The sequence below is a fragment of the Pseudomonas sp. CLCA07 genome (assembly GCF_053615335.1).
Genome location: NZ_CM132131.1, coordinates 6,573,982 through 6,599,049 on the forward strand (window position 1 = coordinate 6,573,982; position 25,068 = coordinate 6,599,049).

The window sequence follows — 25,068 nt, forward strand, 5'->3', positions numbered from 1 at the left end:
CATCGACCCGACAGCACTCCCTGGGCGTCGGGTTACTGGCACTGATTCTGTTCAGTGCCGGGGTTTACCAGCAGGCGGCCATCGGATTCGACTCGCGATTCGTGATGTTCGCCCAGGAAATGCTGCGTAACGGGCCATCGGTGTTTCCGACCACCTATGGCCAACCTTACGCCGACTACTCGGCGGTCTCGACACTGTTCATCTGGGTGCTGTCCCTGCCATTCGGGCAGGTCAACACCCTCAGTGCCTGGTTGCCGAGCGCGCTGGCCGGTGCGGTGATTGTCACGTTGATGTACCGCTTGCTGGCGCCCTACTCGCAACGCTGGGCGCTGCTCAGCATCGCCTTGATGCTGATGACGAACACGTTCATCACCGAAGCCCGCGCCGTGTCCCAGGACCTGATACTCGCTGCGGTCGCGTTTTCGGTGTTTTACCTGGGTTATGCCGCCGACCACTTCGCGGCACGGCGCCGTTGGTGGCTGATCTTTGCACTGTTGATCCTTGGCTTCGGGGTTCGCGGACCGATTGGGCTGGTGGTGCCGACGGGCATCCTGTGCAGCTACTTCTTGCTCAATCGCCAATGGCGCCACGTGTTTGGCTTCGGCCTGGCAGCAGCGGCGCTGTTGGCGCTGTGTGTCGGCGCATTATTATGGCTGGCCGATACCGATGGCGGCCCGGCCTTCATGCAGGACGTGGTGCGCATGCAGTTCATGGGCCGCATGGACGGTAGCGAAGGCGCCAGTGACGTGCTGTATTACTTCACCAGCTCGATGGGCAACTATGCGCTCGCCTATCCGCTGGCCTTGCTGGTGTTGGCGGCGGTCGCGTTGACAAAGCCGCGGCAGGCAGGTCCGGCATGGAGCCTGTTGCAGTACTGCGTGGCGGCCGGGTTGATTGTGATGATCGGGTTGTCGATCCCGCAGGCGAAAAAGGCCCGTTATCTACTGCCGATGTTGCCGATGGCAGCAATCATCGCGGCGTATCCGTTTCAGGTGGCGCAGGGTCGGTTGTTTGCCGCGCTGCGAGGGTTGATGCAAGGGGTGTGGTTGTTGACCCCGCTGCTCCTGATGATCGGGTTGCTGGTCGCCGAGCGCCGGTTTCCTGAGCAAGTGACGTCGATTCATTTGGAAGTGATCATGCTCGGCGCCCTGCAAATCATCGCTCTCGCTACGCTGTTCAGGCCCCGTTGGCGAGCACAGACACTAGCTTTTTGCGCGGTGCTGGCGGTGTGGTCGGTTTATATGGGCGTGTTTGAACCGGTCGAGCGCCGGCTCTATGACACCCGCACGTTTAGCCTCGCCGTCTATGAACAGGTTCAAGCTGCCCCGGCGCCGCTGGTGCTGCACGGCATGGGCAAAGACGCCAAGGCCATCAAGTTCATGATCAACATCCCGCATGACTTGCAGCCGCTGTTTACCGACTCAATTGCGGAACTGCAAAGTCTCTCCGGACCGGCGTGGTTGATGATGGACCTGAACGCTTACAACGCCTTGCACGGCACTCCCCTGGGTAACTTGCAACCGGTGTTGAGCGGGCGTTTCGACAAGAACGATTTCGTGTTGCTGCACTTAGTGCAGTAACGCGGCAACGCCCTACGTAAAACACTCTCGTCCCACCGAAAACTCAGAAACCTCCTACATCCCCCCCGAGACATTTTCAATAAGGTGCCCCTCCGACGAAAAGGAGCGGCACCCCTATGGCCAATCACGGCTACATGACCATCACAGGCGATACCCAAGGACTGATCTCGGCGGGCTGTTCCACTCAAGCATCCATTGGCAATAAATGTCAGACGGGACATACAGACGAAATCATGGTGCTGTCCTATAGCCACAACATGGCCAATATAGGCAACATCAACAAGCCTACACACAGTCCTCTCGTCATCACAAAAAATGTCGACAAATCCTCCCCTTTACTCGCGCAGGCGCTATCAAGTAGAGAGGAAATAAGCTGCGCGATAAATTTCTATCGAATTTCTTCGTTTGGTCTTCAAGAGAAATTTTTCAGCATTGAAATCGAAGGCGGCATTATTGCCAACCTGACACTTGATATGCCCCATGTTGTTTTACAAAACGACGTCGAACCCCAAGAGCATGTGGCTATTCGTTATCGCGAAATCACCTGGAGGCACCACCTCGCAGGCACCAGCGGGCACGGATCTTGGGGGAACAGCGAATGGGACAGTTGAAGCCGCGCTGCGAAGCAAGCAGTTGCGATTACTGGGCCGTCAGCACAGCGGCAGCTAACTTGACCCAACAAGCCTGCACGTTGGGCGCCCGTTATATCAACGACGGGACGCTGCGCCTGCAATTCAATCGAGAGGTGTCTTACTACGCGAGGGGAATTGTTAATGATGTGGCGCAGGGACGGAAGAGCGCTGATCAGGGTTTGAAAGAGATAAAGAGCGAACAGGGTAGTTTGCTCAGTCAGGCGTGGGAAATTGCCAAGAAAGGCGCTGGGGTGATTGCTGGGGGGGTGCAAATATTAACTGGTGCGGGAATATGCTATGGATCGGCTGGCACCCTTTGTCTTATAGGTGGCGTGCCGATGATGGCTCATGGAGCGAATAATATTTATGAGAATGGGCGTAATTTATTGGAGAGTCGCGACGATACAGAAGGTCCGACCCGGAAGGCCTATCAAGCGATAGCGAACTGGGCCGGAAAGTCTGATCGAGAAGGCAATATCGCCTATGGCACCGCTGACATTGCCACGTCAATATATGGGGCTTTTCGGCTTACTTTGAAGCCGGATGCATGGCGATTGTTTAGATATGTCAGAACAGATTATGTACGCGCTTATAAAAACATGGGGCCAGGATCACGGATTCTGGAAGCGCACACAAATTTTCAGACAATGAAGCAAGTACAACAAGAGATCGAAAAATGATCGCCTGGATTTTTCCACTGCTTGCGTGTTTAGGTGTTGCTACAGCGTACCTTCTGAAAATACACCTATCTGGTGATAACCTGAATCATGCCAAGCTCTGCTTGGGAATGGCGTTCAACGCAATATTTATCATTTCTTACATGGGCATTATCGAATATAGCAAATATCCAATTTTGGGTTATCGTCCGGACATTATTTCAGACAACCCGTTTATTGGTTGGATGGCGTTTGTCTGTATTTTTCTTCATTTGTTGGCGCGCCCTGTAAACCGGGAGGTGAAATCTTGGTTCTCAACAAAATAATCGCGGCGATAATTAGATCGATTTTTATTATTTCTTGCTCGGCTTTTCACACAGCATGGATTCTATTAGTACTTAATTACTTTCTTGAAATGAATGTTGAAACGTTTAGAGTAGTCGGAGGTGTTTGTTTTGCTATCGTGCTGATTTGTTGTTTCAAATTAACGTACAAGGAACTTGAAAAGCTTGAAGCTAGATAACAGTTTTATGTTGCACCAACAGTTTCATCTGGACCCGATTTTCGCACGATTCACCTTAACCAGTTACCCTCAAATCAACCCCCAACGCCTGCGCAAACGCCTTAACTAACGGACTGCGCACAGTGTTGTGGCGCAGGATCAGATTGAACGGCGTGACGATGTTGATCAGGTCCGGGCGTACCGCGCGAAACTGTCCCTGAGCCACCAGGGACGCCGCGTAATGCTGCGGCAGGAAACCGACAAAACGACCGGTCTTGATCAACAGCGCCACGGCCTCCACCTGGGTGGCGGACGCCGAGAAGCTGTCGTAGTGAGCGAAGTTCAGCTTGTCCCGATGAATCGCGTAGCGATGGTTGATGCACTCATGATGCCTGAGCACATCGCTGCCCATTTCGGCGTCCGGCATCGAAAACAACGGGTGCCCGACGGCGCAATAAACTTCCGAGCGTTCTTCATACAACGCGTAGTAATCAAACTCTTCTCTTTTTTGATACACCGGCACGATACCCGCGACCAATCGTCCTTCTACTACCCCCCTTTCCACTTCATCCAGTTGAGAGGCCTGAAGTTGAAACCTTACTTTAGGAGACTCTTCATTAATTTTTCTAAGCGCGGCAACTAACGGCGAATTGGCATCGGAAATCGTATTATCGATAACGCCCACACCAAGGTCGCCGATAAGTTCATTTTGAGCAGAGCTAAGTCGATCTCGAAAGTTATCAACAGAGGCAAACAAGTCGATCGAAGCCTGATACACCAAACTGCCTTCTTCGGTCAGATGAAAGCCTTCTCGACCCCGGGTACACAGGCGCATGCCGATGCGGATTTCAAGGTCGGAGATCTGTTTGCTGATAGCGGCCAGCCCCACGTTCAGCTCATTTTGCGCAGCACTAAAGCCCCCGGCCTCGACCACCGCCTTGAATACTTTGAGCAGTTTGAAGTCCAGCCCACTGAGGGCCAGCGGCGCCCGTTGCAGCGGTTTTGGCGGCGGGTTTCCGGAATTGGAAAGTGGGGTTTCCATAATGCTTATTTACCTCTGGCGCCGTATTCAACAACCTGTGTCCAACAACAAAAATAGTGCCGGTAAATAATAATGACCACAGAAAACCAGGCTTGGCAACCGCCAATAAATTCCGTACTTCAGTGCCAACACACTGATGTCCAACGACTAAAAGCTGACACTTCGATCAGCTCTCGTGACTTCGCAACTGCGCTTATCCCCTGCCCTTGAATTATTGATTAGGCCGAACCTCGCCCGAATGATTTTCGACGCGTGTTCCGGGCCCGGCATACCGATTTCAGTTCGCTTTACTGACGAGGAAAACAACAATGTCCCAAACCACCGACCGTCTCTGGGGTGCTCGCTTCAAAAGCGGCCCGTCCGAAGCCCTCGCGGCCCTGTCCCGTTGCCCCGAGCGCTACTTTCGCCTCACCCCTTACGACCTCGCCGGTTCCAAGGCGCATGCCCGTGAACTGCAACGTGCCGGGCTGCTGGACGAGCAAGAAACCCTCACCATGCTCGAAGCGCTGGAGCGCATCGGTGATGACTTCCGCGCCGGCCGCATTGCACCGACGCTAGACGATGAAGACGTCCACACCTTCATCGAGCGCCTGCTGACCGAACGCCTCGGTGCCTTGGGTGGCAAGCTGCGCGCCGGCCGCTCGCGCAACGACCAGACCGCCAACGACCTGCGCCTGTTCCTGCGTGATCACGTCCGCACCCTGGCCGTTGAAGTGCTGGCCCTGCAACAGGCACTGGTCGATCAGGCCGAGCAACACATTGAAAGCATCTGCCCTGGTTTCACTCACCTGCAACAAGCGCAGCCGATCGTCTTCGCTCACCACTTGCTGGCCCACGCCCAATCGATGCTGCGTGACGTGCAACGCTTGGTGGATTGGGACGTGCGCACCTCACTGTCGCCACTCGGCGCCGCCGCCATGGCCGGTTCCGCCATCGCTCGGCTGCCGCAGCAGTCGGCCAGGGAAATGGGCTACAGCGGCGTCTGTGAAAACTCCATCGACGCCGTCGCCAGCCGCGATCACGTTGCCGAGTTCCTGTTTATTGCGAGCATGCTCGGGATCAACATTTCCCGCCTCGCCGAAGAATTCTGCCTGTGGTCATCGCGGCAATTCCGCTGGGTCGCCCTGGACGATGCCTACGCCACCGGCAGTTCGATCATGCCGCAGAAGAAAAACCCGGACATCGCCGAACTGGCCCGGGGCAAGGCAGGGCGTTTGATCGGTAACCTGACCGGCCTGCTCTCCACGCTGAAATCGTTGCCGCTGTCATACAACCGCGACTTGAGCGAAGACAAAAACGGCGTGCTCGACAGCGTCGACACATTGTTGCTGGTATTGCCAGCCATGGCCGGGATGGTCGCGACCATGAAGGTCAACGTCGAAGAATTGCGACGACAGGCACCGCTCGGCTTCACTCTCGCTACCGAAGTCGCTGACTGGCTGGCGATGCGCGGCGTACCGTTTAAGGAAGCGCATGAGATTACCGGCGCGCTGGTCCAGGCTTGCGAGAAACACGACATCGAATTGTGGGAAGCCTCGCCGGCATTACTGTCTGAAATCGACCCGCGCCTGACGCCTGAAGTGCGTGACAGCCTGACGCTGGAAGCCGCCATCGCCGCACGCAGTGGATGGGGCGGCACCGCACCGCAACAGGTGCGCGAGCAGATCGGCCGCCTGAAAACCGCCCTCGCCACTCAGCACGCATGGACCGAGAACTATCAAGGTTTCCGTCTCTGATCGACAACGAAAAACCTGTAGGAGCCGAGCTTACTCGCGATGGCTGTGTGTCAGACAACATCAATGCTGAATGTCAGACCGCTATCGCGAGCAAGCTCGGCTCCTACAGGGATTGTGCTTGACCTGATACACCCGCTTACGGAGAAACAACATGAGCCAGACCCAGGCAGAACGACTCCAGTCGGAGCGCAAACTGGCAGAAAACCAGTTCGACATCACTCAGTACCAGCATGTGCCGCGGCGTTATTACGGGAGGTTTTTCTTTGCCACCGTCATCGTCATCGCCATTCTCGCTCTGGTGCGGGCCTTTGCCGAAGGCAAGATCGAATGGTCGTACATCGGCCAGTTCCTGACGTCCCAAGCGATCATGTGGGGCTTGCTCAACACCATCGTCATGGCCGTGCTGGCGATGGCGCTGGGCATTATTTTCGGGGTGATCACCGCCGTCATGCGCATGTCGGCCAACCCGATCCTGCGCTACGTGGCAGTGACTTACACCTGGCTGTTTCGCGGCACGCCGCTGATCCTGCAGCTGCTGTTGTGGTTCAACCTGGCGTTGATTTTCCCCACCATCGGCATCCCCGGCCTGTTCGAAATGGACACCGTGAGCCTGATGACTCCGTTCGCGGCCGCGCTGCTCGGCTTGAGCATCAACCAGGGCGCCTACACCGCTGAAGTGGTGCGCGCCGGACTGCTGTCGGTGGACACCGGTCAATACGAAGCCGCCAAGTCGATCGGTATGCCGCGCCTGCAAGCACTGCGCCGAATCATTCTGCCGCAGGCCATGCGCATCATCATTCCGCCGGTCGGTAACGAGTTCATCGGCATGGTGAAAATGACCTCCCTGGCGAGCGTTATCCAGTACTCGGAACTGCTCTACAACGCCCAGAACATCTACTACGCCAACGCCCGCGTGATGGAGCTGCTGATCGTCGCCGGTATCTGGTACCTGGCCACGGTCACCGTGCTGTCCTTTGGTCAAAGCCGTCTGGAGCGTCGATTCGCTCGCGGCGCCGGCAAGCGTTCTTGAGGAACCCCACATGAGAAGCATCGTCAAGGCCGTAAGCCTCAACAAGTACTACGACCATTTCCACGCGCTCAAGGACATCAACATCGAGGTCGAGCAAGGCGAAGTGCTGTGCATCATCGGCCCGTCCGGCTCCGGCAAAAGTACCTTGCTGCGTTGCGTCAACCAACTGGAAAAAATCGACAAGGGCGGCCTTTGGGTCGACGGCGAACTGGTTGGTTACCGGATCGTCGGTAACAAACTGCATGAACTCAACGAGTCGCAAATTGCCCGTCAACGCCTGGCCACCGGCATGGTGTTCCAGCGTTTCAACCTGTTCCCGCACATGACTGTGCTGCAAAACATCATCGAAGGGCCGTGCCAGGTGCTCAAGCGTTCGCCCAAAGAGGCGCACGAAGAAGCCGTGGAACTGCTCGCCCGCGTCGGCCTGGCCGACAAACGCAACAGCTACCCGATCGAGCTTTCGGGGGGGCAGCAACAACGCGTGGCCATTGCCCGTGCCCTGGCCATGCGCCCCAAGCTGATGCTGTTCGATGAACCCACTTCGGCACTCGACCCGGAACTGGTCGGTGAGGTGCTGTCGGTCATGCGCGATCTGGCGCAAACCGGCATGACCATGATCGTCGTCACCCATGAACTGGGCTTCGCTCGCGAGGTTTCCAACCGCATGGTGTTCATGGACGAAGGACAGATCGTGGAGGCTGGAAGCCCCGAAGAAATACTAATAAGTCCGCAAAACCCTCGCACCCAAAGCTTCATTTCTGCCGTTCGAACCTAAGCGCCGGTCTCTGAAACCAAGAGCTGCGTAACAACACACATAGAGAACGACCATGAAGAACTTCGTTATTCCAGCAGTACTCGCAAGCGTTATGGCCTCAGGCTTCACCGTGGCGGCCGAATTGCCGGCCAGCATCAAGGACAAGGGCGAGATCGTGGTAGCGATCATGCCGAACTACCCGCCAATGGATTTCAAGGACCCTGCCACCAACACCCTCACCGGGCTCGACTATGACTTGGGCAACGCCCTGGCCGAGCGGCTGGGCGTGAAGATCAAATGGCAGGAAACCGGTTTCGAACAAATGATCAACGCGCTGACCACAGACCGCGTGGACATGGTGATGTCCGGCATGACCGACACCGCCGAGCGTCAAGCGAGTGTGACCTTCGTTGACTACTTCACCAGCGGTCCACAGTTCTACACCTTGCAGAAGAACAAGGACTTCAACGAAATCACCGACCTGTGTGGCAAGAAAGTCGGCACCAGCCGCCGCACCACGTTCCCGGCGGAAATTGCCGAGTGGAGCAAAACCAACTGCGAAGCCGCCGGCAAGCCTGCGATCAATGTGATCGGCACCGAAGGTTCGGCCGATGCCCGCGCGCAACTACGTCAGAGCCGTATTGACGCGGCGATGCAGGGCAGCGAGACCCTGCCGTACCTCAAGACTCAGGAAAAGGACATGTACAAAACGCTGGGCCTGCCGATTTCCGTGCAGTTCACCGGGTTGGGCGTGAGCAAGAAAAAGCCTGAGTTGAGTGAATCGGTGAAGGTTGCGTTGCAGAGCATGATTGATGACGGCAGCTACCAGACCATTTTGAAGAAATGGGACCTGGAACTGGGCGCGATCAAAACCGTGACCATTAACGCCGGCAAGTAATGCTTGCCCTGTAGGAGCATGGCTTGCCCGCGATGGCGCACCAGAGGACGCCATCGCGGGCAAGCCACGCTCCTACAGGTTCGGTTGCGTCAACATTGTTCAAGTACGGAGCGCAAAGATGTCCTCCTCGCTGCAACCCACCTGGCCAGACCAACACAAAGCCTGCCTCGCCCTGGCCTTCGACCTCGACGGCCCGACCGGTGATGCGATGCTCAACGGCTCGATCTGGCACAAGCCCGAGTACTTCGGTTTCGGCGGTTACGGCCCTTACCGGGCGCTGCCGCGAATCCTCGATGTGCTCGACGAGTACCGGATCCCGACCACGTTTTTCGTCCCGGCCTGGGTGGTAGAGAACTGGCCGAAACAGTGCCGGGCGATTGTCGAGCGCGGGCATGAGGTGGCGTACCACGGCTACAAACACGAATCCTTCTACGCCCTGACGCTGGATCAGCAAAAGGACGTCATGAAGAAATCCCGCGAGGTGTTCTGGAAACACCTGGGCATCCGCGCCGCAGGCTTCCGCACCCCGTCCGGTGATTGGCGCGCCGAAACCCCGGCGATGCTGGTAGAAGCCGGCGTGACCTATTCCAGTAGCATGCGCGGCGACGACAGACCGTATCTGGTCAAGGTGCCCGGCCACGACACGCCATTGGTGGAAATCCCCGGTCGCTGGGAAATGGACGACTACGCCTCCCTCGCCTACACACGCGCCCCGGACTTCCCTTGCGGCCTGGATCGCACCGCCAGCTACGAATTGACCCTCGACAACTGGTGTCGCGAATACGATGGCGCGATGAACGAAGGCCTGTGCCTGACCACCCTGTTCCACCCCAAGATCACCGGTAAACCGGGGCGAATCCTGTTACTGGAAAAACTCTTCGAACACATGCGCCAGCGCGATGACGTGTGGTTCGCCACGTGCCGCGACGTCGCCCAGTGGTGGCTGAAGGAGCATCACAATGGCTGATTCCACTGTCTGGCCCAAAGGCAAACGCTGCGCCGTAGTGCTGACCGTTGACTACAACGACATCCACGGCATTCTGACTCAGGCGCCTGAAGTAGCCGGGCGCGACAAGACGCTGTCCGTCTGGCGTTATGGCACTCAGCGCGGTGTCGAGCGTTTGCTTGGTTTATTCAACGAATTGGGGGTGTCCAGCAGCTGGTGCATTCCGGGTATCGTCGCCGAGGAAAACCCCGAGCACATCCGCGCGATTCAGGCAGACGGGCATGAAATTGCCTGCTCAGGCTATCGCCATCAGAACTACGACACGCTCGATCTCGCCCAACAGAGCGCCGAGATTGCCAAAGGTTGCGCGGCGCTGATGGCGCTGACTGGCCAGCGCCCAACGGGATTTCGCATCCCGGCCGGCAACGGTGCGCCGGGTTTCATCGAGGCATTGAGGGATCATGGCATTCGCTGGTCCTCGTCGTGGCGTGGCGATGACTTGCCGTTCGCACACCCGACCGCGCCCGATGTCATTGAACTGCCGCTGCACTATGAAATGGAAGACGAGCCCTACTTCGCCTTCAACCTCAGCCCGGCCGTGCCCCCGGCACAATCACGGATCGCTTCTTACAGCCACACCCTGGGCAACCTGCAAATGGATTTCGCCGGATTCCACCGGTTTGGTCTGTGCTACGTGCTGCGGTTGCACCCGGAGATCATTGCCACGCCTGGACGAATCGGTGTGCTGCGCGAATTGCTTGAGGGCATTGCGCAGCACGATGACGTGTGGATCGCCACGGCCGGTGAGGTCGCACAATGGTGGGCTGACTCGGCACAGGCAGTGACCGAGGATCACCCGGCCTGCGTGTATGAGCGCCATTATCGGGACTACTTGATATGACCGAACGCATGCAGCGACTGGCGCAGTTTTGCGTCGATACAGGCTATGAGGACCTGCCACCGGCCTTGGTGGCGCAAGCCAAACGGCACATCCTCGATACCTTCGGTGCGACGTTGGCCGGTTCTATCAGTGACGTGGCGAAACTGGCGCAGCACGTATTCGCGGGTGAAACCGGCGAAACCCTGGTCTGGGGCACTGGACAGCGGGTCGGGGCTATTCAGGCGGCCATGCTCAACGGAGTCGCTGCCCATGCCCTGGAACTGGACGACACCGGTGGCTGTGACCATTCCGGCGCGGTGGTGCTGCCGGCGGTCATGGCGGCGGTATCGATGTCGCCAACCCCTGTGAGCGGCCGCGAACTGATCACCGCCGTGGTCATCGGCTACGAAGTCGGCCGTCGGGTGCTCGAAGCCTGCGGCGGTTATTCGGCGCACAACGGCGCGGGGTGGCATTCCACCGCAACGTGCGGTGTGTTCGGTGCCGCTGCGGCGAGCGCACGTATTCTGCGCCTGGATATTCAGCAAACGTTATCGGCGCTGGGCATCGCCGGCAGTTTCAGTGGCGGGTTGTGGGCCTTTATCCACGACGGTTCGCAAAGCAAAAAACTGCACAGCGGCCGGGCCGCTGAAGGTGGATTGCTGGCGGCGCGGTTTGCCCAGCAAGGCATCAGCGGGCCGACGATGTTGTTCGATGATGTTTGGGGCGGTTTTCTGAAAACCCTCGCCGGTGTGACCTCACAACCCGAGTCGCTGGATGCAGATCTCGGCGTCGTCTGGAAACTCGCCCGCTGCTCGATCAAGCCTTACGCCTCCTGCCGGGGAACACATTCAGCCATCGACGCATTGGGGCTGTTGCTGGATCAATTGCAGGTTGAAGTCGATCAAGTGGAAGACATTCATGTTTCGCTGTGCGGGTTTCTTCAAAATATGTGCGGTGGCCAGGAGGTGAGCACACTGGCGGCGGCGCAGATGAGCTTGCCGTATGCCCTGGCTGCACGCTTGGTTCACGGTCATTGCCGGCTGCAAGCGTATGACGAGGCACAGCGTAACAATCCGCGCATCGCGCGCTGGGTGTCGCGCATTTGCCTTGAAGTGGACCCGCAGCTGTCAGAGGATGGCGAGCCCGTCGTCACCTTGCGAACCGTGGACGGTCGGCAGGCGAGTCTGTGTGTTCAAGTGCCGCTGGGTGCGCCGGGCAATCCGCTGAGTGATGCGGCGCTGGAACAGAAATTTTTCAGTCTGGCTGGGCGGGTGATGTCGCAGGAGCAGGCTGCAACGTTGCTTAGGCAATTGTGGCGGCTGGATGAGATGGAATCGGTTCGTTCGCTGGATCGGTGGCTGGTTTGATCAAGGTGTTGAATCGGCTGACGCCATCGCGAGCAGGCTCGCTCCCACATTTGAAATGCATTCCCCTGTGGGAGCGACGGTGCGACGATTCGACCTGCTCGCGAATGGCCGCGCCTCGGTCCAGTGCCGAACACTACAGTAACTAAATAAGGACATTTGCCCCACCGTGGCCACTTACTCGCTCGTTATCCGCCGGTTGATGATCGTGTCCCTGACGATTGTCGTCAGCCGCGCCATCACCAGCCCGCTGCTCACGCTGTTCCTGAGCAACAAACTCGGCCTCAACCAACAGGACGTCGGTCTGCTGCTGGGTATCGCGGTATTCATCGCGACCCTGCTCGCGCTTTACGGCGGCTACATCATCGACCGCCTCGAAAAGCGCCGTCTGCTGATCCTCGCCATGCTCTCAAGTGCCATCGGCTTTGTTTTGCTGACGTTCGCCGAAAACCTCTACCTGACCACCGCCACACTGGTGATTACCGAAACCGCCTCCGCGCTGTTCCTGATCGGATCGAAGGCGATCCTCAGCGAAAACCTGCCCATGGGCCAGCGCGCCAAAGCCTTTTCGCTGCGCTACACCTTGACCAACATCGGCTATGCCACCGGGCCGATGCTCGGCGTGGTGATTGCCGGCGTGTACCCGATTGCGCCGTTTTTGATCGCCGGCGGCATCGCGTTTTTCAGCATCTTCCTGATGATCGGGATTCCCAAGGACTCGGCCCCGGCACCCGCCATCGGCCAGCCCCAGAGCTTTCTCAAGACGCTGACCACCCTGAAAAACGACCGCACATTGATCATGTTCACCTGTGGTTGCCTGCTCAGTACCGTGGTGCACGGCCGGTTCACCCTGTACCTGTCGCAATACCTTCTGGTGACCCACGACTCCAAACGGGCCCTGGACACCATGGCCGCCCTGCTCGCTTGCAATGCCATCAGCGTGATCCTGTTGCAGTACCAGATCGGCCGGTTTCTCAAGCGAGAACAACTGCGCTATTGGATCGCCGGCGGCACGAGCCTGTTCATCGTCGGGTTGATTGGCTTCAGCCTCGCGGACAGCCTGGTGTCGTGGTGCGTCGCCATGTTCATCTTCACCCTCGGCGAGATGATCATTTACCCCGCCGAATTCCTCTTCGTCGACACCCTGGCCCCGGAAGAACTACGCGGCAGCTATTACGGCGCACAGAACCTCGCAGCGCTCGGCGGCGCACTGAGCCCGGTGATCTGCGGCTTCCTGCTGATGCACACGCCCGCGCCCACGATGTTCTATGCCCTGAGCACACTGACCGCGATGGGTGGTTTCCTCTGTTTCATGAGCGGACGGCGGGTCGCCATACTGCAAAATTAATGCACTGAAGCTTCATTAATATGAATTTGTAAGAGTCTGGAATCAACGGCACACTGTGCCCCGTTCCTCCCCCAATAGTTGGAACAACTTCAAGGGCTTTCTGGGTATCCCAGCCAAGCCTTTTTTTTTGCTCAAGTTTTTGCCAACGGATCGATTTCATCATGCTCGCTCGCTGGTTGCCTGCCGCCATTAACACCCGACCTTCCGAATGGAGCCGCGCCGCCATCGGCATGGCGCTTGGGACGATGCTCAGCGTCTGGGTTTGCGGGCAAGTGTTTGGCATCGAAGTGGCACTGCACCTGATCGGTCCACTGGGCGCTTCGGCGGTGTTGCTGTTCGCCGTGTCCTCCGGCGCCCTCGCCCAGCCGTGGTCGATTCTTGGCGGCTACTTGAGTGCCGCGGTGGTCTCGCTGCTGGTCGCTCACGTGCTTGGACGCACCCTCGGCAGCGCCTGCCTGGCGGCGGGCATGGCGCTGATTCTGATGTGTTGGCTGCGTTGCCTGCATCCACCAGCCGGCGCTTTGGCGTTGACGCTGGTGTTGGCCGACCCGGCCACCATCGCCATGGATTGGAAGGCCCTCGGCCCGGTGATGCTCGGCGCCTCAGCGATGCTGCTCAGCGCCCTGGCCTACAACAACCTGACGCGCATTCGCTACCCGAAACGCGCCAGCGAACCGGTGGCCGTGATACCCGCCGACCACCCGCCCATCGACAACCAGGCGATCACCGCCCAGGACCTGAAACTGGCGTTGGCAGACATGGAAGCGTTCTTCGACGTCACCCCTGAAGACCTCGAACAACTGATCCATGCCAGTGAATTGCACGCCAAACGGCGCAGTATCAGCGAAGTACTCAGCAATAGAGCCTGACGGATCCTTGTGGGAGCGAGCCTGCTCGCGAAAGCGTACGACTATTCAACATCGAAGTTGGCTGTCACTCCGCTTTCGCGAGCAGGCTCGCTCCCACAGGTCGGTGCAGGTTAAAAAAATCAGGCCGCTGACAATTGCCGCACTGGCACCGCCAGGCTCACCGCACGCACCGACGCACCCGCATTCAGGCCCAGGGTTTGCGCCGTCTGCGCATCAACAATCAACGTACCCGCCGCCACTCGCGCCGGTGCCGCCGTAATCCGGCACTCGGCAAATTGGCGGTTATGAATCAGGTAAGTCGCAGCCTGCTCTCCCGGGGTGCCGATGCTCAATTGCAGCACCTGACTGTCACGCACCGCACGGATATCCCCGGTGGCGCATTCGATCAGCGGTCCACCGTCGAAGATGTCGATGTAGTCGCGATGCTCGAAACCTTCAGCCTTGAGCATGCCCAGCGCCGGTTCGGTGTTGGGATGCACCCGGCCGATCGCCGTTCGTGCCGCCTCGGGTAGCAAGCAGGTCGGCAGCGGAAACTTGGGCATCAGTTCGGCAATGAATGTCTTGTTGCCAAGGCCCGTGAGGTAGTCGGCATCCGCGAAGTCCATCTTGAAGAAGTGCCGCCCCAGGCCTTCCCAAAACGGTGACACACCCTCTTCGTCCGAGTAACCGCGCATCTCGGCGATGACCTTGTCGCCGAAGTGCTGTCGAAACTCCGCCAGAAACAGGAAACGCGCCTTGGACAACAACCGGCCGTTCAGCCCGCTGCGGTGATCGGCATGCAAGAACAGCGAACACAACTCCGAATGGCCGGTCATGTCGTTGCCCAGGAACAAGGTCGGCAGTTGCTGATTGATCCCGAGGTTTTTCGATGCGGCGACAAACAGACCCAGCCGATAGTTATACCAGGGCTCACGCAGGCCGACGGCACCGGCCAGCGCGCAAATGCCGATGGCTTCGTGCTGGTCGTTCTCCAGCACAAACAGATAGTCGGCATCGGCTCGTTCGGCCTTGCCTGAGAAGGTTTTCGCGGCCCATTCCAGACGCTGGCGCAAGCGCGTCGCATCGGCGGGTAAGGTGGTCAAGCCGGTACCGGCGCTATGGGCCAGGGCCAGCAGTGCCGGCAAGTCTGCGGGAGTGGCGGGACGCACGATCATTGCAGTTGCTCCTTGGTAGCCAGGTGTTTGGGCAGGAAGACTTCGGCCAGCATGCAGCGGGCGCTGCCACCACCAATGCGTTCAATGGTGTCGATATTCACCGGCAACGGTGTGGTGTGGGTTTCGATCAAGCGGCGCTGGCCGGCATCCAGCGATTGCCAGGCCGTGCGCGACATCACCAGCACGGGTTCGCCCGCGGTGTTGTGGACTTCCAGCATGTTGCCGGCGAAGGATTCCAGCTGCGCCCAGTTCAGAGCGATGACTTGCTTGCCGCTGTCTTCCAGCCGTTTATGCAAGGCCTGGCGCTCGCCGGGTTGTGTGACTGACTCAAGGCAAGCCACGGCCAGCCGCGTGCCGACACTCATCATCACGTTGGTGTGGTAAATCGCGACGCCCTGGCGGTCAACCGCATTGAAGGCGCAGAGTTCATACCCCAGATGATCGACCAACTGATCCAGCGCACGCGCATGGGTGCGCGTGGAATAACCGGCGTAGCAAATCCGTTGCTGACGATCCAGCACCATGCTGCCGGTGCCCTCCAGGAACACTTCCTGCTGTTCGAGGCTGGAAAGGTCCAGCATCTGCTCCACCCGATACTCGTCGCGCAACCAGTCGAGTACCCCTTTGTCCCGTTCCAGCCGCCGGTTATGGCCCTGCATCGGGTACAGCACCAACGTGCCGTCAGGATGGCTGCTCCACCAGTTGTTTGGGAAGATCGAGTCCGGGGTATGCGGCGCTTCGCGGTCGTTGTGAACCACGACTTCGACGCCATGCTCACGCAACGCGGCGACGTAGCCATCGAACTCTTGCAAGGCTTTGAGCTGGACATCCTCCGACATCGCTGCCGGACGCTGGAAACGGTTGTTCGCCGCCGTGTCCTGATTAAAGGAGAAACGTGTCGGGCGAATCATCAAAACGGTATTGGTGGTTTGCATGGGCACGGATTCAATGAGGGTTGAGAGGGACTCATTGTCTGTTTCGGCGCGCGGAAAACCCGGTTGATAAGGGGGGGTGGGGATGATGAAAACGGCTGAAGATTCACGATCCACCAGCCGATTCTGTAGCAGCTGCCGAGCCTGCTAGGCTGCGTTCGGCGACAAAGTCGTCGTAAACCCTGTGCACTCGGTTTTACTGAAACATCGCGTCGCCTGATTTCACGACCGCTGCGCGGCCGAACGCAGCCTCGCAGGCTCGGCAGCTGCTACAACGATCGTGGGCGGCTTTACTCCATCGTGGTCTTGACCATCGCCAGTTCCGGATGGCTCACCAACTTGTCGATGTGCAAATCCGGATCGTCAAACCAGACTTCGGTCAGCACCCGGTAATGCTCCATGTCCCGGCAACGCATGCGCAGGCTGTAGTCGAACGCGCCGCTGATCAAGCGACACTCCAGCACCTGCGGGCATGCACGGACTTTGGCCTCGAACGCCTTTTGCGCTGCCCGCCCGCTCTGGTTCGACAGCGCCACCAACACCAGCAACGACAAGCCGGGCGTTAGTTTCTTCTCATCGAGAATCGCGCCGTAACCACGGATAACCCCGAGCTGCTCGAGCTTGCGCACCCGTTCCAGGCAGGGCCTGGGCGTTAGGTGAACGCGCTCGGAAAGCTTTTGATAAGTGATGCGCCCGTCATGGCGTAACACCTCGATGATTGCCTGATCGATACGATCAAGCACGATCGACAGATCGCGGATTTCCGACATGTACTTCTTGCCTCACTTCAAACGACCCGATAGGAATTGCTGTAAACGTTCACTCTTGGGCTGATCGAGCATCGTTGCATCACCCTGCTCCTCAACCCGTCCCTGATGCAAGAACAACACTTGGCTGGACACTTGCCTGGCGAAGCCCATTTCGTGGGTAACCATCAACATCGTGCGGCCTTCTTCGGCCAGCGCCTGAATCACCTTCAACACCTCGCCCACCAGTTCCGGATCGAGTGCCGAGGTCGGTTCGTCAAACAGCAGGATCTCCGGTTCCACGGCCAATGCCCGGGCAATCGCGACACGCTGTTGCTGCCCGCCAGACAGAAATGCCGGGTATTGATCGGCGACCCGTTGCGGCAAGCCGACCTTGTCCAGATAGGCCCGCGCGCTGTCTTCGGCTGCCTTGCGACTCACCCCCAGCACCCGACACGGCGCCAATACGATGTTCTCCAGCACCGTCAGGTGACTCCACAGGTTGAAGTGCTGAAACACCATCGCCAACCGCGTGCGCAAACGCTGCAACTGCGCCGGATGTGCGACGCGCATGCCGCCGGCGCCCTGGCGCGTGATGATGCGCTCGCCGTCCAGTTCGATGGCGCCTTCGTCCGCGCGCTCCAGAAAATTGATGCAGCGCAGCATGGTGCTCTTACCCGATCCGCTGGCGCCGATCATGCTCACCACATCCCCTGCCCGTGCATTCAACGAGACGCCCTTGAGCACTTCATTGTCACCAAAACGTTTATACAGATTTTCAACCGTGAGTTTGTACATGCGAAAAACTCCTGCAGCCGCGCCGGCCTCGACGTGGCTCTGCTCTGTTCTGGAGGGATGAATTAGTGAGCCGGGCCCAGGAAACTCAGCCAGCGTTTCTCCGCCAGCCGGAATGCCCCGACCAGGCCGAAAGACAGCGTGAGGTACAGCAGACCGGCAATTGCAAAGGCCTGAAAGGTCATGAAGGTCGCGGCATTGGCATCCCGGGCGACTTTGAGGATGTCCGGAATGGTGGCGGTGAATGCCACCGACGTCGCGTGCAACATCAGGATCACTTCGTTGCTGTAATACGGGAGCGCCCGGCGTAACGCCGAAGGCAGGATCAACTGCACATACAGGCGCCATCCGCTCAGGCCATAGGCGTGGGCGGCCTCGATTTCACCGTAGGGAATGCTGCGAATCGCCCCGGCGAAGATTTCGACGGTATAGGCACAGGTGTTCAGGGTGAACGCGAGCAACGTGCAGTTCATTGCGTCGCGAAAGAACGCTTCGAGCAGCGGTTGCGAACGTACCACCGCGATGCCGTAGATACCGCTGTAGCAAATCAGCAACTGGATATACAGCGGCGTACCGCGAAACACATAGGTGAACAACTGCACCGGCCAGCGCAGCACGCCCCATCGCGAAACCCGCAGGATCGCCAGGGGCAGCGACAGGAAGAACCCCATCACGATGCTCGCCACCAGCAACCACAAGGTCATGGCCAGGCCGGTCAGTGTGTCGCCGTCGGTGAACAGGAAGGGTTTCCAGTATTCGGCAATCAATTCGATCATCGCGCCATCCCCCGCACGCCTTGGTTATAGCGCCGCTCCAACACGCGCAAGACGTAGTTCGAAGCACTGGTGATCAGCAAATACAACGCCGCTGCCAGCAGCAAAAAGTCGAGCATGTTGAACGTGCTCTTACCCGCCTCTTGCGCCACTTTGACCAGGTCCGACAAGCCAATGATCGATACCAAAGCCGTGGCCTTGAGCAACACCAGCCAGTTGTTGCCCAGGCTCGGCAATGCGAAGCGCATCATTTGCGGGAACACCACAAAGCGGAAGCGCTGCCAGCGGTTCAAGCCAAAACATGCGGCGGCTTCCTGCTGACCGCGTGGCACGCTCAGAATCGCCCCCCGAAAGGTCTCGGTGAAATACGCACCGTAGATGAAACCGAGGGTGACGATGCCCGCCACGAACGGATCAATTTCCATGTAGGGCCAGCCCATGGCCTCGGTCAGGCTGCTCAGCCAGCCTTGCAAGCTGTAGAAAATCAGCAGCATCAGCACCAGATCCGGCACACCGCGAATCAGCGTCGTGTAAAAGGTCGCCGGCAGGTTCAACAGCTTCAGCGGCGACAACTTCGCCGCCGCACCGAGCAACCCCAGCGCCATGCTCACCAGCAAAGAGAGCGCCGCCAGTTTGAGGGTGACCCAGGTGCCATGCAGCAACAACGGGCCATAGCCTTGCAAGGCCGAGAGATCGACCCCGATCAGATTCAGGAAGGAATTCACGCCAGTCACCTGTCTTGAGGCGCCCCAATGGTCACTGCGACACAGCGACCGGGGCGCGAGGATCAGTTGTTGTAGAGGTCCAGATCGCCGAAGTGTTTCTGCTGGATCTGCGCGTAGATGCCCTTGTCATGCAGGGCCTTGATGGCGGCATTGAGCATGCCTTTGAGTTCTTCGTTGTCCTTGCGCACACCGATGGCGATTTCCGACGGCACCAAGGGGTCGCTGATGCCTTCGCTGTTCTGGAAGTCTGCGCCTTGAGGCGAAATCAGGAAGCTCATTTGCGCTTGCAGCTTGTCCTGGATCGACGCATCGAGACGGCCGTAAACCAGGTCGGCGTACACCTGGTCCTGATTCTGATAAGCGCGCAGCTTCACGCCGCCCGGCCCCAGTTTGGCCTTGGCGTAGGTTTCCTGAATCGTGCCCTGCATGTAACCGATGGTCTTGCCGCGCAGGGACTCGGCGGTGGGCTGCAACCCGGAGTCCTTGCGGGTGACGATGGCGGTCGGCCCGGCATACAGGCGGTCGGTGAAGTCGATCTGTTTTTTGCGTGTATCGGTGACGGTCATCGAGGACTCGATCGCATCGAATTTGCCGGCCTTGAGGCCCGGGATCAGCCCGTCAAAATCATTGCTGACCCACACGCATGTCAGCTTCAGCTCGGCACAGATCGCATTGCCCAGGTCCACGCCAAACCCTTGCACACCGCCTTCCGCGGTGGTGGATTCAAAAGGTGGGTAGCTTGGGTTGACGCCGAAGCGCAGCTCTTTCCATTCCTTGGCGCTGGCGCCAGTGGAGCAGCACAGCAACGCAAGTGCCGGCAAGGTCAGCCATTTGATGTTCATCTTCTTGAGTCCCGGATTATTTGGAGTTATCGCGGCCTGGCGCTGGCGCCGAACCACACTTTTTGACAGGGGCAGAGAGTTGATGCGGCATTCACCGCAGCCGTATTTGTTGTTGTTATCGACCGGTAGAGCCAGTCGTCGGGGTGCAGCCGCTTCAAGCGCAGCGCAGTTGTGCTTGAAACGGACCGCCAGAATGCCAATTGCCGGGACGGCGCTGGTGTCGTAAGGCCCGGTCCAGACAGCTCAACTGCGCTGAACGCAGGCGTTTCACAGCCGATTCTGTCGTCGGTCATCAAAGAAGCCTTCGACAGCCTCTACAGGTCAAGACAGGCGCCGCCGAAGGCTGCAAACCTTCGATTAGCCTTAAGGCAAAAACGCAGACAGAACCTGCATATATCCGGGTTGTACATCACAAATTTGCACTGGTACGATCCAGCATCGCTCGCGCGCGAGCATCTCTATAAAGAACAATAAAAGCAGGGAGTTAGTGATGACTGCTCAGGTTTCTTCTCCGCGGACTTTGTCCATGGACGCCACGCAAAACGAAGTGCTGGCCGAGGTTCGCAACCACATCGGTCACCTGACCCTCAACCGCCCCGCCGGCCTTAACGCCTTGACCCTGGACATGGTGCGCAACCTGCAACGTCAGCTTGACGCCTGGGCTCAGGATTCTCAGGTGCACGCTGTGGTGTTACGCGGTGCCGGCGAGAAAGCCTTCTGTGCCGGTGGCGATATTCGCTCGCTGTATGACAGCTACAAAAGCGGTGACACGCTGCACAAGGATTTCTTTGTCGAGGAATACGCCCTCGACCTGACGATTCACCACTACCGCAAACCTGTGCTCGCCTTGATGGACGGCTTCGTGCTGGGCGGCGGTATGGGCCTGGTGCAAGGCGCGGATTTGCGGGTGGTCACCGAAAAAAGCCGTCTGGCGATGCCGGAAGTTGGCATCGGTTATTTCCCGGATGTGGGCGGTAGCTACTTCTTACCACGCATCCCCGGCGAATTGGGGATGTACCTCGGCGTCAGCGGCGTACAGATTCGCGCAGCCGATGCGCTGTATTGCGGGCTTGCCGACTGGTATCTGGACAGTAAAAAGCTGGCCACGCTCGACGAGAAGCTCGATCAGCTCGAATGGCACGACACGCCGCTCAAAGACCTCCAGGGCTTGCTGTCCAAACTCGCGGTACAGCAACTGCCCGATGCACCGTTAGAAGCATTGCGCCCGGCCATCGACCACTTCTTCGCCTTGCCCGATGTGCCGAGTATTGTTGAGCAACTGCGTGAGGTGACGATTGCTGATAGCCGTGAGTGGGCGGTCACCACCGCCGACTTGCTGCAAAGCCGTTCGCCCTTGGCCATGGGTGTGACCCTGGAAATGCTCCGTCGTGGTCGGCACTTGAGTCTGGAGGACTGCTTCGCCCTTGAACTGCACCTGGACCGTCAGTGGTTCGAGCGCGGCGACCTGATCGAAGGCGTGCGCGCCTTGCTGATCGACAAAGACAAGAGCCCGCGCTGGAATCCGCCGACCTTACAGGCGCTGGACGCCGAGCACGTCGCGAGTTTCTTCACCGGCCTTGATGAAAGCGGGAACTGAGCCATGCACGATATCGAATTGAGTGAAGAGCAAGTCATGATCCGCGACATGGCCCGGGATTTTGCCCGCGGCGAAATCGCGCCCCACGCACAAGCCTGGGAAAAGGCTGGCTGGATCGACGACGGTCTGGTGGCGAAAATGGGTGAGCTGGGCCTGCTAGGCATGGTGGTGCCTGAAGAATGGGGCGGCACCTATGTCGACTACGTCGCCTACGCGCTGGCGGTGGAAGAAATTTCAGCGGGCGACGGTGCTACCGGTGCGCTGATGAGTATCCATAACTCCGTCGGCTGCGGACCGGTCCTCAATTACGGCACTGAAGAACAGAAAAAGACCTGGCTACCGGATCTCGCCAGCGGCCAGGCCATCGGCTGCTTTTGCCTGACCGAACCGCAAGCGGGTTCCGAAGCGCACAACCTGCGCACTCGCGCCGAACTGCGCGACGGTCAGTGGGTGATCAACGGCGCCAAGCAATTTGTCAGCAACGGCAAACGGGCGAAACTGGCGATTGTGTTTGCCGTGACCGATCCGGACCTGGGCAAGCGCGGTATCTCGGCATTTCTGGTGCCGACCGACACCGCCGGTTTTATCGTCGATCGCACCGAACACAAGATGGGCATCCGCGCCTCGGATACCTGCGCGGTGACGCTAAACAACTGCACCATTCCAGAAGCCAACCTATTGGGTGAACGTGGCAAAGGCCTGGCCATCGCCCTGTCCAACCTCGAAGGCGGCCGCATCGGCATCGCCGCGCAAGCGTTGGGCATTGCCCGTGCAGCATTCGAAGCGGCGCTGGCGTATTCGCGGGATCGGGTGCAGTTCGGCAAAACGATCAATGAACACCAGAGCATCGCCAACATGCTCGCCGACATGCACATGCAGTTGAACGCCGCGCGATTGCTCATCCTGCATGCGGCACGTCTGCGCACAGCCGGCAAACCATGCCTGTCGGAAGCATCACAGGCCAAACTATTCGCCTCGGAAATAGCCGAGAAGGTGTGCTCGTCCGCGATTCAGATTCATGGCGGTTATGGGTATCTGGAAGACTATCCGGTGGAGAAGTACTACCGGGATGCGCGGATTACGCAGATTTACGAAGGGTCGAGCGAGATTCAACGGATGGTGATTGCCCGCGAACTCAAAAACTACTTGGTGTGAAGTCCTAAAAGCATCGTCGGAACGCCGCCCGGACCAAGCCCGGCTCCTACAGGATTGCGTATAACCTGTAGGAGCCGGGCTTGGTCCGGGCGGCGTTCCGACGAAGGCGTCATCGAAAACGCCGCATTACTTACCTTGGAACTCAGCCTCACGCTTGGCAATAAACGCCGCCATCCCTTCCTTCTGATCCTGCGTCGCAAACGCCGCATGGAACACCCGACGCTCAAAGCGCACGCCTTCGGACAGGCTCACTTCAAACGCGCGGTTGACGCTTTCCTTGACCATCATCGCAATCGGCAGCGACTTCTTCGCGATCAACGCCGCGACTTTCAGCGCTTCGTCCAGCAATTCATCCGCCGGGACGATCCGCGCGACGATTCCGCAGCGCTCCGCTTCCACGGCATCGATCAAACGCCCGCTCAAGCACATTTCCATGGCCTTGGCCTTGCCCACGGCGCGGGTCAGGCGCTGGGTGCCGCCCATGCCCGGCAGCACGCCGAGGTTGATTTCCGGCTGGCCGAATTTGGCGTTGTCGCCAGCCAGGATGAAGTCGCACATCAGTGCCAGTTCACAACCACCGCCCAGGGCAAAACCGTTGACCGCCGCGATGATCGGCTTGCGGCGGTTGGCCACGCGGTCGCTGTCGCTGAACAAGTCGTCGATGTAGATTTGCGGATAGGTCAGCTCGGCCATTTCCTTGATGTCGGCACCGGCGGCGAAGGCTTTTTTCGAACCAGTCAGCACGATGCAGCCGATGTTGGAATCGGCTTCCAGTCCATCGAGGGCGTGGTTCAGTTCGCTGACGATCTGCGCGTTCAACGCGTTCAGCGCTTGCGGACGGTTCAAGGTAATCAGGCCGACGCGGCCCTGGGTTTCCAGCAAAATCGTTTCGTAGCTCACAAGTGGACTCCTTCTTATAAATTGCGCGAAATGACCATGCGCTGAATATCGCTGGTGCCTTCGTAGATCTGGCAGACCCGCACGTCGCGGTAAATCCGCTCCAGCGGGAAGTCGTTGAGGTAACCGTAACCGCCGAGGGTTTGCAACGCCGAAGAACAGACCTTTTCGGCCATTTCCGAGGCGAACAGTTTGGCCATGGACGCTTCGACCAGTGCCGGTTTACCGCTGTCCCTCAATGCCGCCGCGTAATGCACCATCTGCCGGGCCACGGCAATTTGCGTGGCCATGTCGGCCAGACGGAACGCAACCGCCTGGTGTTCGATGATCGGCTTGCCGAAACTCTCGCGCTCACGGGCGTAATCGCGGGCTGCTTCAAACGCAGCGCGGGCCATGCCCACCGATTGCGAAGCGATGCCAACGCGGCCGCCTTCGAGGTTGGCCAGGGCGATTCGGTAACCTTCACCCTCCTCGCCCAGACGGTTTGCGATCGGGACTTTCACGTCTTCAAACAGAATCTGGCAGGTGTCGGACGCGTGTTGACCGAGTTTGTCTTCGACGCGGGCGACTTTATAGCCTGGTGAGTCGGTCGGCACGATCAGCGCGGTGATGCCACGCTTGCCGGCGCTCGGGTCAGTGACCGCAAACACAATCACCACCCCGGCGTTCTGCCCGGAGGTAATGAACTGCTTGCAGCCATTGAGCACGTAGTGATCGCCTTCCAGGCGTGCGCGGGTTTTCAGGCCACTGGCGTCGGAACCGGCCTGCGGTTCGGTCAAGGCAAAGGCGCCGAGCATCGCACCGCTGGCCAAGGGCTTGAGGAAGCGCTCTTTCTGATCGTCGTTGCCGTAGTGGAGGATCGGCACGCAACCGACCGAGTTATGCACGCTCATGATGGTCGAGCACGCGCCGTCACCGGCGGCGATTTCTTCCAGCGCCATGGCGTAGGCCAGGTATCCGGTGTCGCAACCACCCCACTGCTCCGGCACCAACATGCCGAAGAAGCCCAGCGCGGCCATTTCACCGATGGCTTCCTTGGGAAAGCGATGTTCGCGATCCCAGTCGGCGGCGAACGGCTTCAGCCGTTCCTCGGCGAATTGCCGGGCCATGTCGCGAATTTGTTGTTGGTCGTCATTGGGAATCATGCCAAGTCCTTAAAATAAGCCAGTCGTACAAAATGACTGGTTAAACACTGAACCTGTGGGAGCGAGCCTG

General features: G+C 58.8%; 25 protein-coding genes. 15 read left to right on the forward strand and 10 right to left on the reverse strand.

Annotated elements, in window-relative coordinates; all coding sequences use genetic code 11:
* Positions 1 to 44: 44 nt before the first annotated feature.
* The 4 genes from ACWGZX_RS30095 (at position 45) to ACWGZX_RS30110 (ending at position 3,194) form a co-directional block, all read left to right on the forward strand.
* Positions 45 to 1,580 carry an ArnT family glycosyltransferase gene (locus tag ACWGZX_RS30095; RefSeq protein ID WP_452629088.1) on the forward strand — a complete coding sequence of 512 codons (1,536 nt, stop codon included), beginning with the start codon at positions 45 to 47 and terminating at the stop codon, positions 1,578 to 1,580.
* Positions 1,581 to 1,696: 116 nt separating this feature from the next.
* Positions 1,697 to 2,191 (forward strand): Hcp family type VI secretion system effector, encoded by a 495-nt coding sequence (locus ACWGZX_RS30100; protein ID WP_452626660.1) that lies wholly within the window; start codon positions 1,697 to 1,699, stop codon positions 2,189 to 2,191.
* Entirely contained in the window at positions 2,179 to 2,892 is a 714-nt protein-coding gene (locus ACWGZX_RS30105; RefSeq protein WP_452626661.1) for a DUF4225 domain-containing protein, read from the forward strand. The genes ACWGZX_RS30100 and ACWGZX_RS30105 overlap by 13 nt, the downstream gene beginning before the upstream one ends.
* Positions 2,889 to 3,194, forward strand: a complete 306-nt coding sequence (locus ACWGZX_RS30110; RefSeq protein WP_452626662.1) for a hypothetical protein — start codon at positions 2,889 to 2,891, stop codon at positions 3,192 to 3,194. Before ACWGZX_RS30105 ends, ACWGZX_RS30110 begins: the two co-directional genes overlap by 4 nt.
* A 252-nt stretch (positions 3,195 to 3,446) precedes the next feature.
* Here the strand turns inward: ACWGZX_RS30110 and ACWGZX_RS30115 are convergent, their stop codons facing one another.
* Positions 3,447 to 4,412 (reverse strand): LysR family transcriptional regulator, encoded by a 966-nt coding sequence (locus ACWGZX_RS30115; protein WP_452626663.1) that lies wholly within the window; start codon positions 4,410 to 4,412, stop codon positions 3,447 to 3,449.
* A gap of 308 nt (positions 4,413 to 4,720) precedes the next feature.
* On the opposite strand from ACWGZX_RS30115, the gene argH reads away from it, so the two are divergent.
* The 9 genes from argH (at position 4,721) to ACWGZX_RS30160 (ending at position 14,237) form a co-directional block, all read left to right on the forward strand.
* A complete protein-coding gene (argH, locus tag ACWGZX_RS30120; protein WP_452626664.1) occupies positions 4,721 to 6,148 on the forward strand; it encodes an argininosuccinate lyase in 1,428 nt (475 codons plus the stop codon).
* Between the two features lie 151 nt (positions 6,149 to 6,299).
* Positions 6,300 to 7,178, forward strand: coding sequence for an amino acid ABC transporter permease (locus tag ACWGZX_RS30125; protein ID WP_452626665.1), 879 nt, complete (start codon positions 6,300 to 6,302; stop codon positions 7,176 to 7,178).
* Between the two features lie 10 nt (positions 7,179 to 7,188).
* The gene (locus ACWGZX_RS30130; RefSeq protein ID WP_223513642.1) at positions 7,189 to 7,953 is read left to right on the forward strand and encodes an amino acid ABC transporter ATP-binding protein; all 765 of its coding nucleotides are present in this window, start codon (positions 7,189 to 7,191) and stop codon (positions 7,951 to 7,953) included.
* Positions 7,954 to 8,005: 52 nt separating this feature from the next.
* The gene (locus ACWGZX_RS30135; RefSeq protein WP_452626666.1) at positions 8,006 to 8,830 is read left to right on the forward strand and encodes an ABC transporter substrate-binding protein; all 825 of its coding nucleotides are present in this window, start codon (positions 8,006 to 8,008) and stop codon (positions 8,828 to 8,830) included.
* Between the two features lie 118 nt (positions 8,831 to 8,948).
* Entirely contained in the window at positions 8,949 to 9,797 is an 849-nt protein-coding gene (locus ACWGZX_RS30140; RefSeq protein ID WP_452626667.1) for a polysaccharide deacetylase family protein, read from the forward strand.
* Positions 9,790 to 10,677 (forward strand): polysaccharide deacetylase family protein, encoded by an 888-nt coding sequence (locus tag ACWGZX_RS30145; protein ID WP_452626668.1) that lies wholly within the window; start codon positions 9,790 to 9,792, stop codon positions 10,675 to 10,677. The genes ACWGZX_RS30140 and ACWGZX_RS30145 overlap by 8 nt, the downstream gene beginning before the upstream one ends.
* Complete coding sequence (locus ACWGZX_RS30150; protein ID WP_452626669.1) at positions 10,674 to 12,023, forward strand: MmgE/PrpD family protein; 1,350 nt, start codon at positions 10,674 to 10,676, stop codon at positions 12,021 to 12,023. The genes ACWGZX_RS30145 and ACWGZX_RS30150 overlap by 4 nt, the downstream gene beginning before the upstream one ends.
* Before the next feature lie 166 nt (positions 12,024 to 12,189).
* Positions 12,190 to 13,368, forward strand: coding sequence for an MFS transporter (locus ACWGZX_RS30155; RefSeq protein WP_452626670.1), 1,179 nt, complete (start codon positions 12,190 to 12,192; stop codon positions 13,366 to 13,368).
* A 161-nt stretch (positions 13,369 to 13,529) separates the two neighbouring features.
* Positions 13,530 to 14,237 carry an HPP family protein gene (locus ACWGZX_RS30160; protein ID WP_452626671.1) on the forward strand — a complete coding sequence of 236 codons (708 nt, stop codon included), beginning with the start codon at positions 13,530 to 13,532 and terminating at the stop codon, positions 14,235 to 14,237.
* Between the two features lie 119 nt (positions 14,238 to 14,356).
* On the opposite strand, the gene astA is transcribed toward ACWGZX_RS30160, so the two are convergent.
* From astA to ACWGZX_RS30195, 7 genes are all read right to left on the reverse strand, one after another.
* Positions 14,357 to 15,391, reverse strand: coding sequence for an arginine N-succinyltransferase (gene astA, locus ACWGZX_RS30165; protein WP_452626672.1), 1,035 nt, complete (start codon positions 15,389 to 15,391; stop codon positions 14,357 to 14,359).
* Complete coding sequence (ctlX, locus tag ACWGZX_RS30170) at positions 15,388 to 16,326, reverse strand: citrulline utilization hydrolase CtlX (RefSeq protein ID WP_452626673.1); 939 nt, start codon at positions 16,324 to 16,326, stop codon at positions 15,388 to 15,390. The genes astA and ctlX overlap by 4 nt, the downstream gene beginning before the upstream one ends.
* A 287-nt stretch (positions 16,327 to 16,613) precedes the next feature.
* A complete protein-coding gene (locus ACWGZX_RS30175; RefSeq protein ID WP_223513617.1) occupies positions 16,614 to 17,093 on the reverse strand; it encodes an Lrp/AsnC family transcriptional regulator in 480 nt (159 codons plus the stop codon).
* Positions 17,094 to 17,105: 12 nt separating this feature from the next.
* Entirely contained in the window at positions 17,106 to 17,867 is a 762-nt protein-coding gene (locus tag ACWGZX_RS30180; protein WP_223513615.1) for an ABC transporter ATP-binding protein, read from the reverse strand.
* A gap of 62 nt (positions 17,868 to 17,929) precedes the next feature.
* Positions 17,930 to 18,640: an ABC transporter permease gene (locus ACWGZX_RS30185; protein WP_452626674.1), complete on the reverse strand. Its 711-nt coding sequence runs from the start codon at positions 18,638 to 18,640 to the stop codon at positions 17,930 to 17,932.
* A complete protein-coding gene (locus ACWGZX_RS30190; RefSeq protein ID WP_223513609.1) occupies positions 18,637 to 19,362 on the reverse strand; it encodes an ABC transporter permease in 726 nt (241 codons plus the stop codon). Before ACWGZX_RS30190 ends, ACWGZX_RS30185 begins: the two co-directional genes overlap by 4 nt.
* Positions 19,363 to 19,424: 62 nt before the next feature.
* Positions 19,425 to 20,204 (reverse strand): transporter substrate-binding domain-containing protein, encoded by a 780-nt coding sequence (locus ACWGZX_RS30195; protein ID WP_452626675.1) that lies wholly within the window; start codon positions 20,202 to 20,204, stop codon positions 19,425 to 19,427.
* A gap of 490 nt (positions 20,205 to 20,694) precedes the next feature.
* Between ACWGZX_RS30195 and ACWGZX_RS30200 the strand changes: the two genes are divergently transcribed.
* Both ACWGZX_RS30200 and ACWGZX_RS30205 read left to right on the forward strand, forming a co-directional pair.
* Entirely contained in the window at positions 20,695 to 21,801 is a 1,107-nt protein-coding gene (locus ACWGZX_RS30200) for an enoyl-CoA hydratase/isomerase family protein (protein WP_452626676.1), read from the forward strand.
* A gap of 3 nt (positions 21,802 to 21,804) precedes the next feature.
* Positions 21,805 to 22,956, forward strand: coding sequence for an acyl-CoA dehydrogenase family protein (locus ACWGZX_RS30205; protein WP_452626677.1), 1,152 nt, complete (start codon positions 21,805 to 21,807; stop codon positions 22,954 to 22,956).
* Between the two features lie 126 nt (positions 22,957 to 23,082).
* On the opposite strand, the gene ACWGZX_RS30210 is transcribed toward ACWGZX_RS30205, so the two are convergent.
* On the reverse strand, positions 23,083 to 23,856 hold the full coding sequence (locus tag ACWGZX_RS30210) for an enoyl-CoA hydratase (protein WP_452626678.1): 774 nt from the start codon (positions 23,854 to 23,856) through the stop codon (positions 23,083 to 23,085).
* Between the two features lie 14 nt (positions 23,857 to 23,870).
* Positions 23,871 to 24,998, reverse strand: a complete 1,128-nt coding sequence (locus ACWGZX_RS30215) for an acyl-CoA dehydrogenase (RefSeq protein WP_452626679.1) — start codon at positions 24,996 to 24,998, stop codon at positions 23,871 to 23,873.
* Positions 24,999 to 25,068: the final 70 nt, after the last annotated feature.

Coding starts and splice junctions, on each gene's coding strand:
- ACWGZX_RS30175 (WP_223513617.1), bottom strand. CDS start 17,093: ATGTCGGAAATCCGCGATCTGTCGATCGTGCTTGATCGTATCGATCAG.
- ACWGZX_RS30160 (WP_452626671.1), top strand. CDS start 13,530: ATGCTCGCTCGCTGGTTGCCTGCCGCCATTAACACCCGACCTTCCGAA.
- ACWGZX_RS30215 (WP_452626679.1), bottom strand. CDS start 24,998: ATGATTCCCAATGACGACCAACAACAAATTCGCGACATGGCCCGGCAA.
- ACWGZX_RS30200 (WP_452626676.1), top strand. CDS start 20,695: ATGACTGCTCAGGTTTCTTCTCCGCGGACTTTGTCCATGGACGCCACG.
- ctlX (WP_452626673.1), bottom strand. CDS start 16,326: ATGCAAACCACCAATACCGTTTTGATGATTCGCCCGACACGTTTCTCC.
- ACWGZX_RS30110 (WP_452626662.1), top strand. CDS start 2,889: ATGATCGCCTGGATTTTTCCACTGCTTGCGTGTTTAGGTGTTGCTACA.
- ACWGZX_RS30135 (WP_452626666.1), top strand. CDS start 8,006: ATGAAGAACTTCGTTATTCCAGCAGTACTCGCAAGCGTTATGGCCTCA.
- ACWGZX_RS30180 (WP_223513615.1), bottom strand. CDS start 17,867: ATGTACAAACTCACGGTTGAAAATCTGTATAAACGTTTTGGTGACAAT.
- ACWGZX_RS30205 (WP_452626677.1), top strand. CDS start 21,805: ATGCACGATATCGAATTGAGTGAAGAGCAAGTCATGATCCGCGACATG.
- ACWGZX_RS30130 (WP_223513642.1), top strand. CDS start 7,189: ATGAGAAGCATCGTCAAGGCCGTAAGCCTCAACAAGTACTACGACCAT.
- ACWGZX_RS30195 (WP_452626675.1), bottom strand. CDS start 20,204: ATGAACATCAAATGGCTGACCTTGCCGGCACTTGCGTTGCTGTGCTGC.
- ACWGZX_RS30105 (WP_452626661.1), top strand. CDS start 2,179: ATGGGACAGTTGAAGCCGCGCTGCGAAGCAAGCAGTTGCGATTACTGG.
- ACWGZX_RS30100 (WP_452626660.1), top strand. CDS start 1,697: ATGGCCAATCACGGCTACATGACCATCACAGGCGATACCCAAGGACTG.
- astA (WP_452626672.1), bottom strand. CDS start 15,391: ATGATCGTGCGTCCCGCCACTCCCGCAGACTTGCCGGCACTGCTGGCC.
- ACWGZX_RS30150 (WP_452626669.1), top strand. CDS start 10,674: ATGACCGAACGCATGCAGCGACTGGCGCAGTTTTGCGTCGATACAGGC.
- ACWGZX_RS30125 (WP_452626665.1), top strand. CDS start 6,300: ATGAGCCAGACCCAGGCAGAACGACTCCAGTCGGAGCGCAAACTGGCA.
- ACWGZX_RS30140 (WP_452626667.1), top strand. CDS start 8,949: ATGTCCTCCTCGCTGCAACCCACCTGGCCAGACCAACACAAAGCCTGC.
- ACWGZX_RS30145 (WP_452626668.1), top strand. CDS start 9,790: ATGGCTGATTCCACTGTCTGGCCCAAAGGCAAACGCTGCGCCGTAGTG.
- argH (WP_452626664.1), top strand. CDS start 4,721: ATGTCCCAAACCACCGACCGTCTCTGGGGTGCTCGCTTCAAAAGCGGC.
- ACWGZX_RS30115 (WP_452626663.1), bottom strand. CDS start 4,412: ATGGAAACCCCACTTTCCAATTCCGGAAACCCGCCGCCAAAACCGCTG.
- ACWGZX_RS30185 (WP_452626674.1), bottom strand. CDS start 18,640: ATGATCGAATTGATTGCCGAATACTGGAAACCCTTCCTGTTCACCGAC.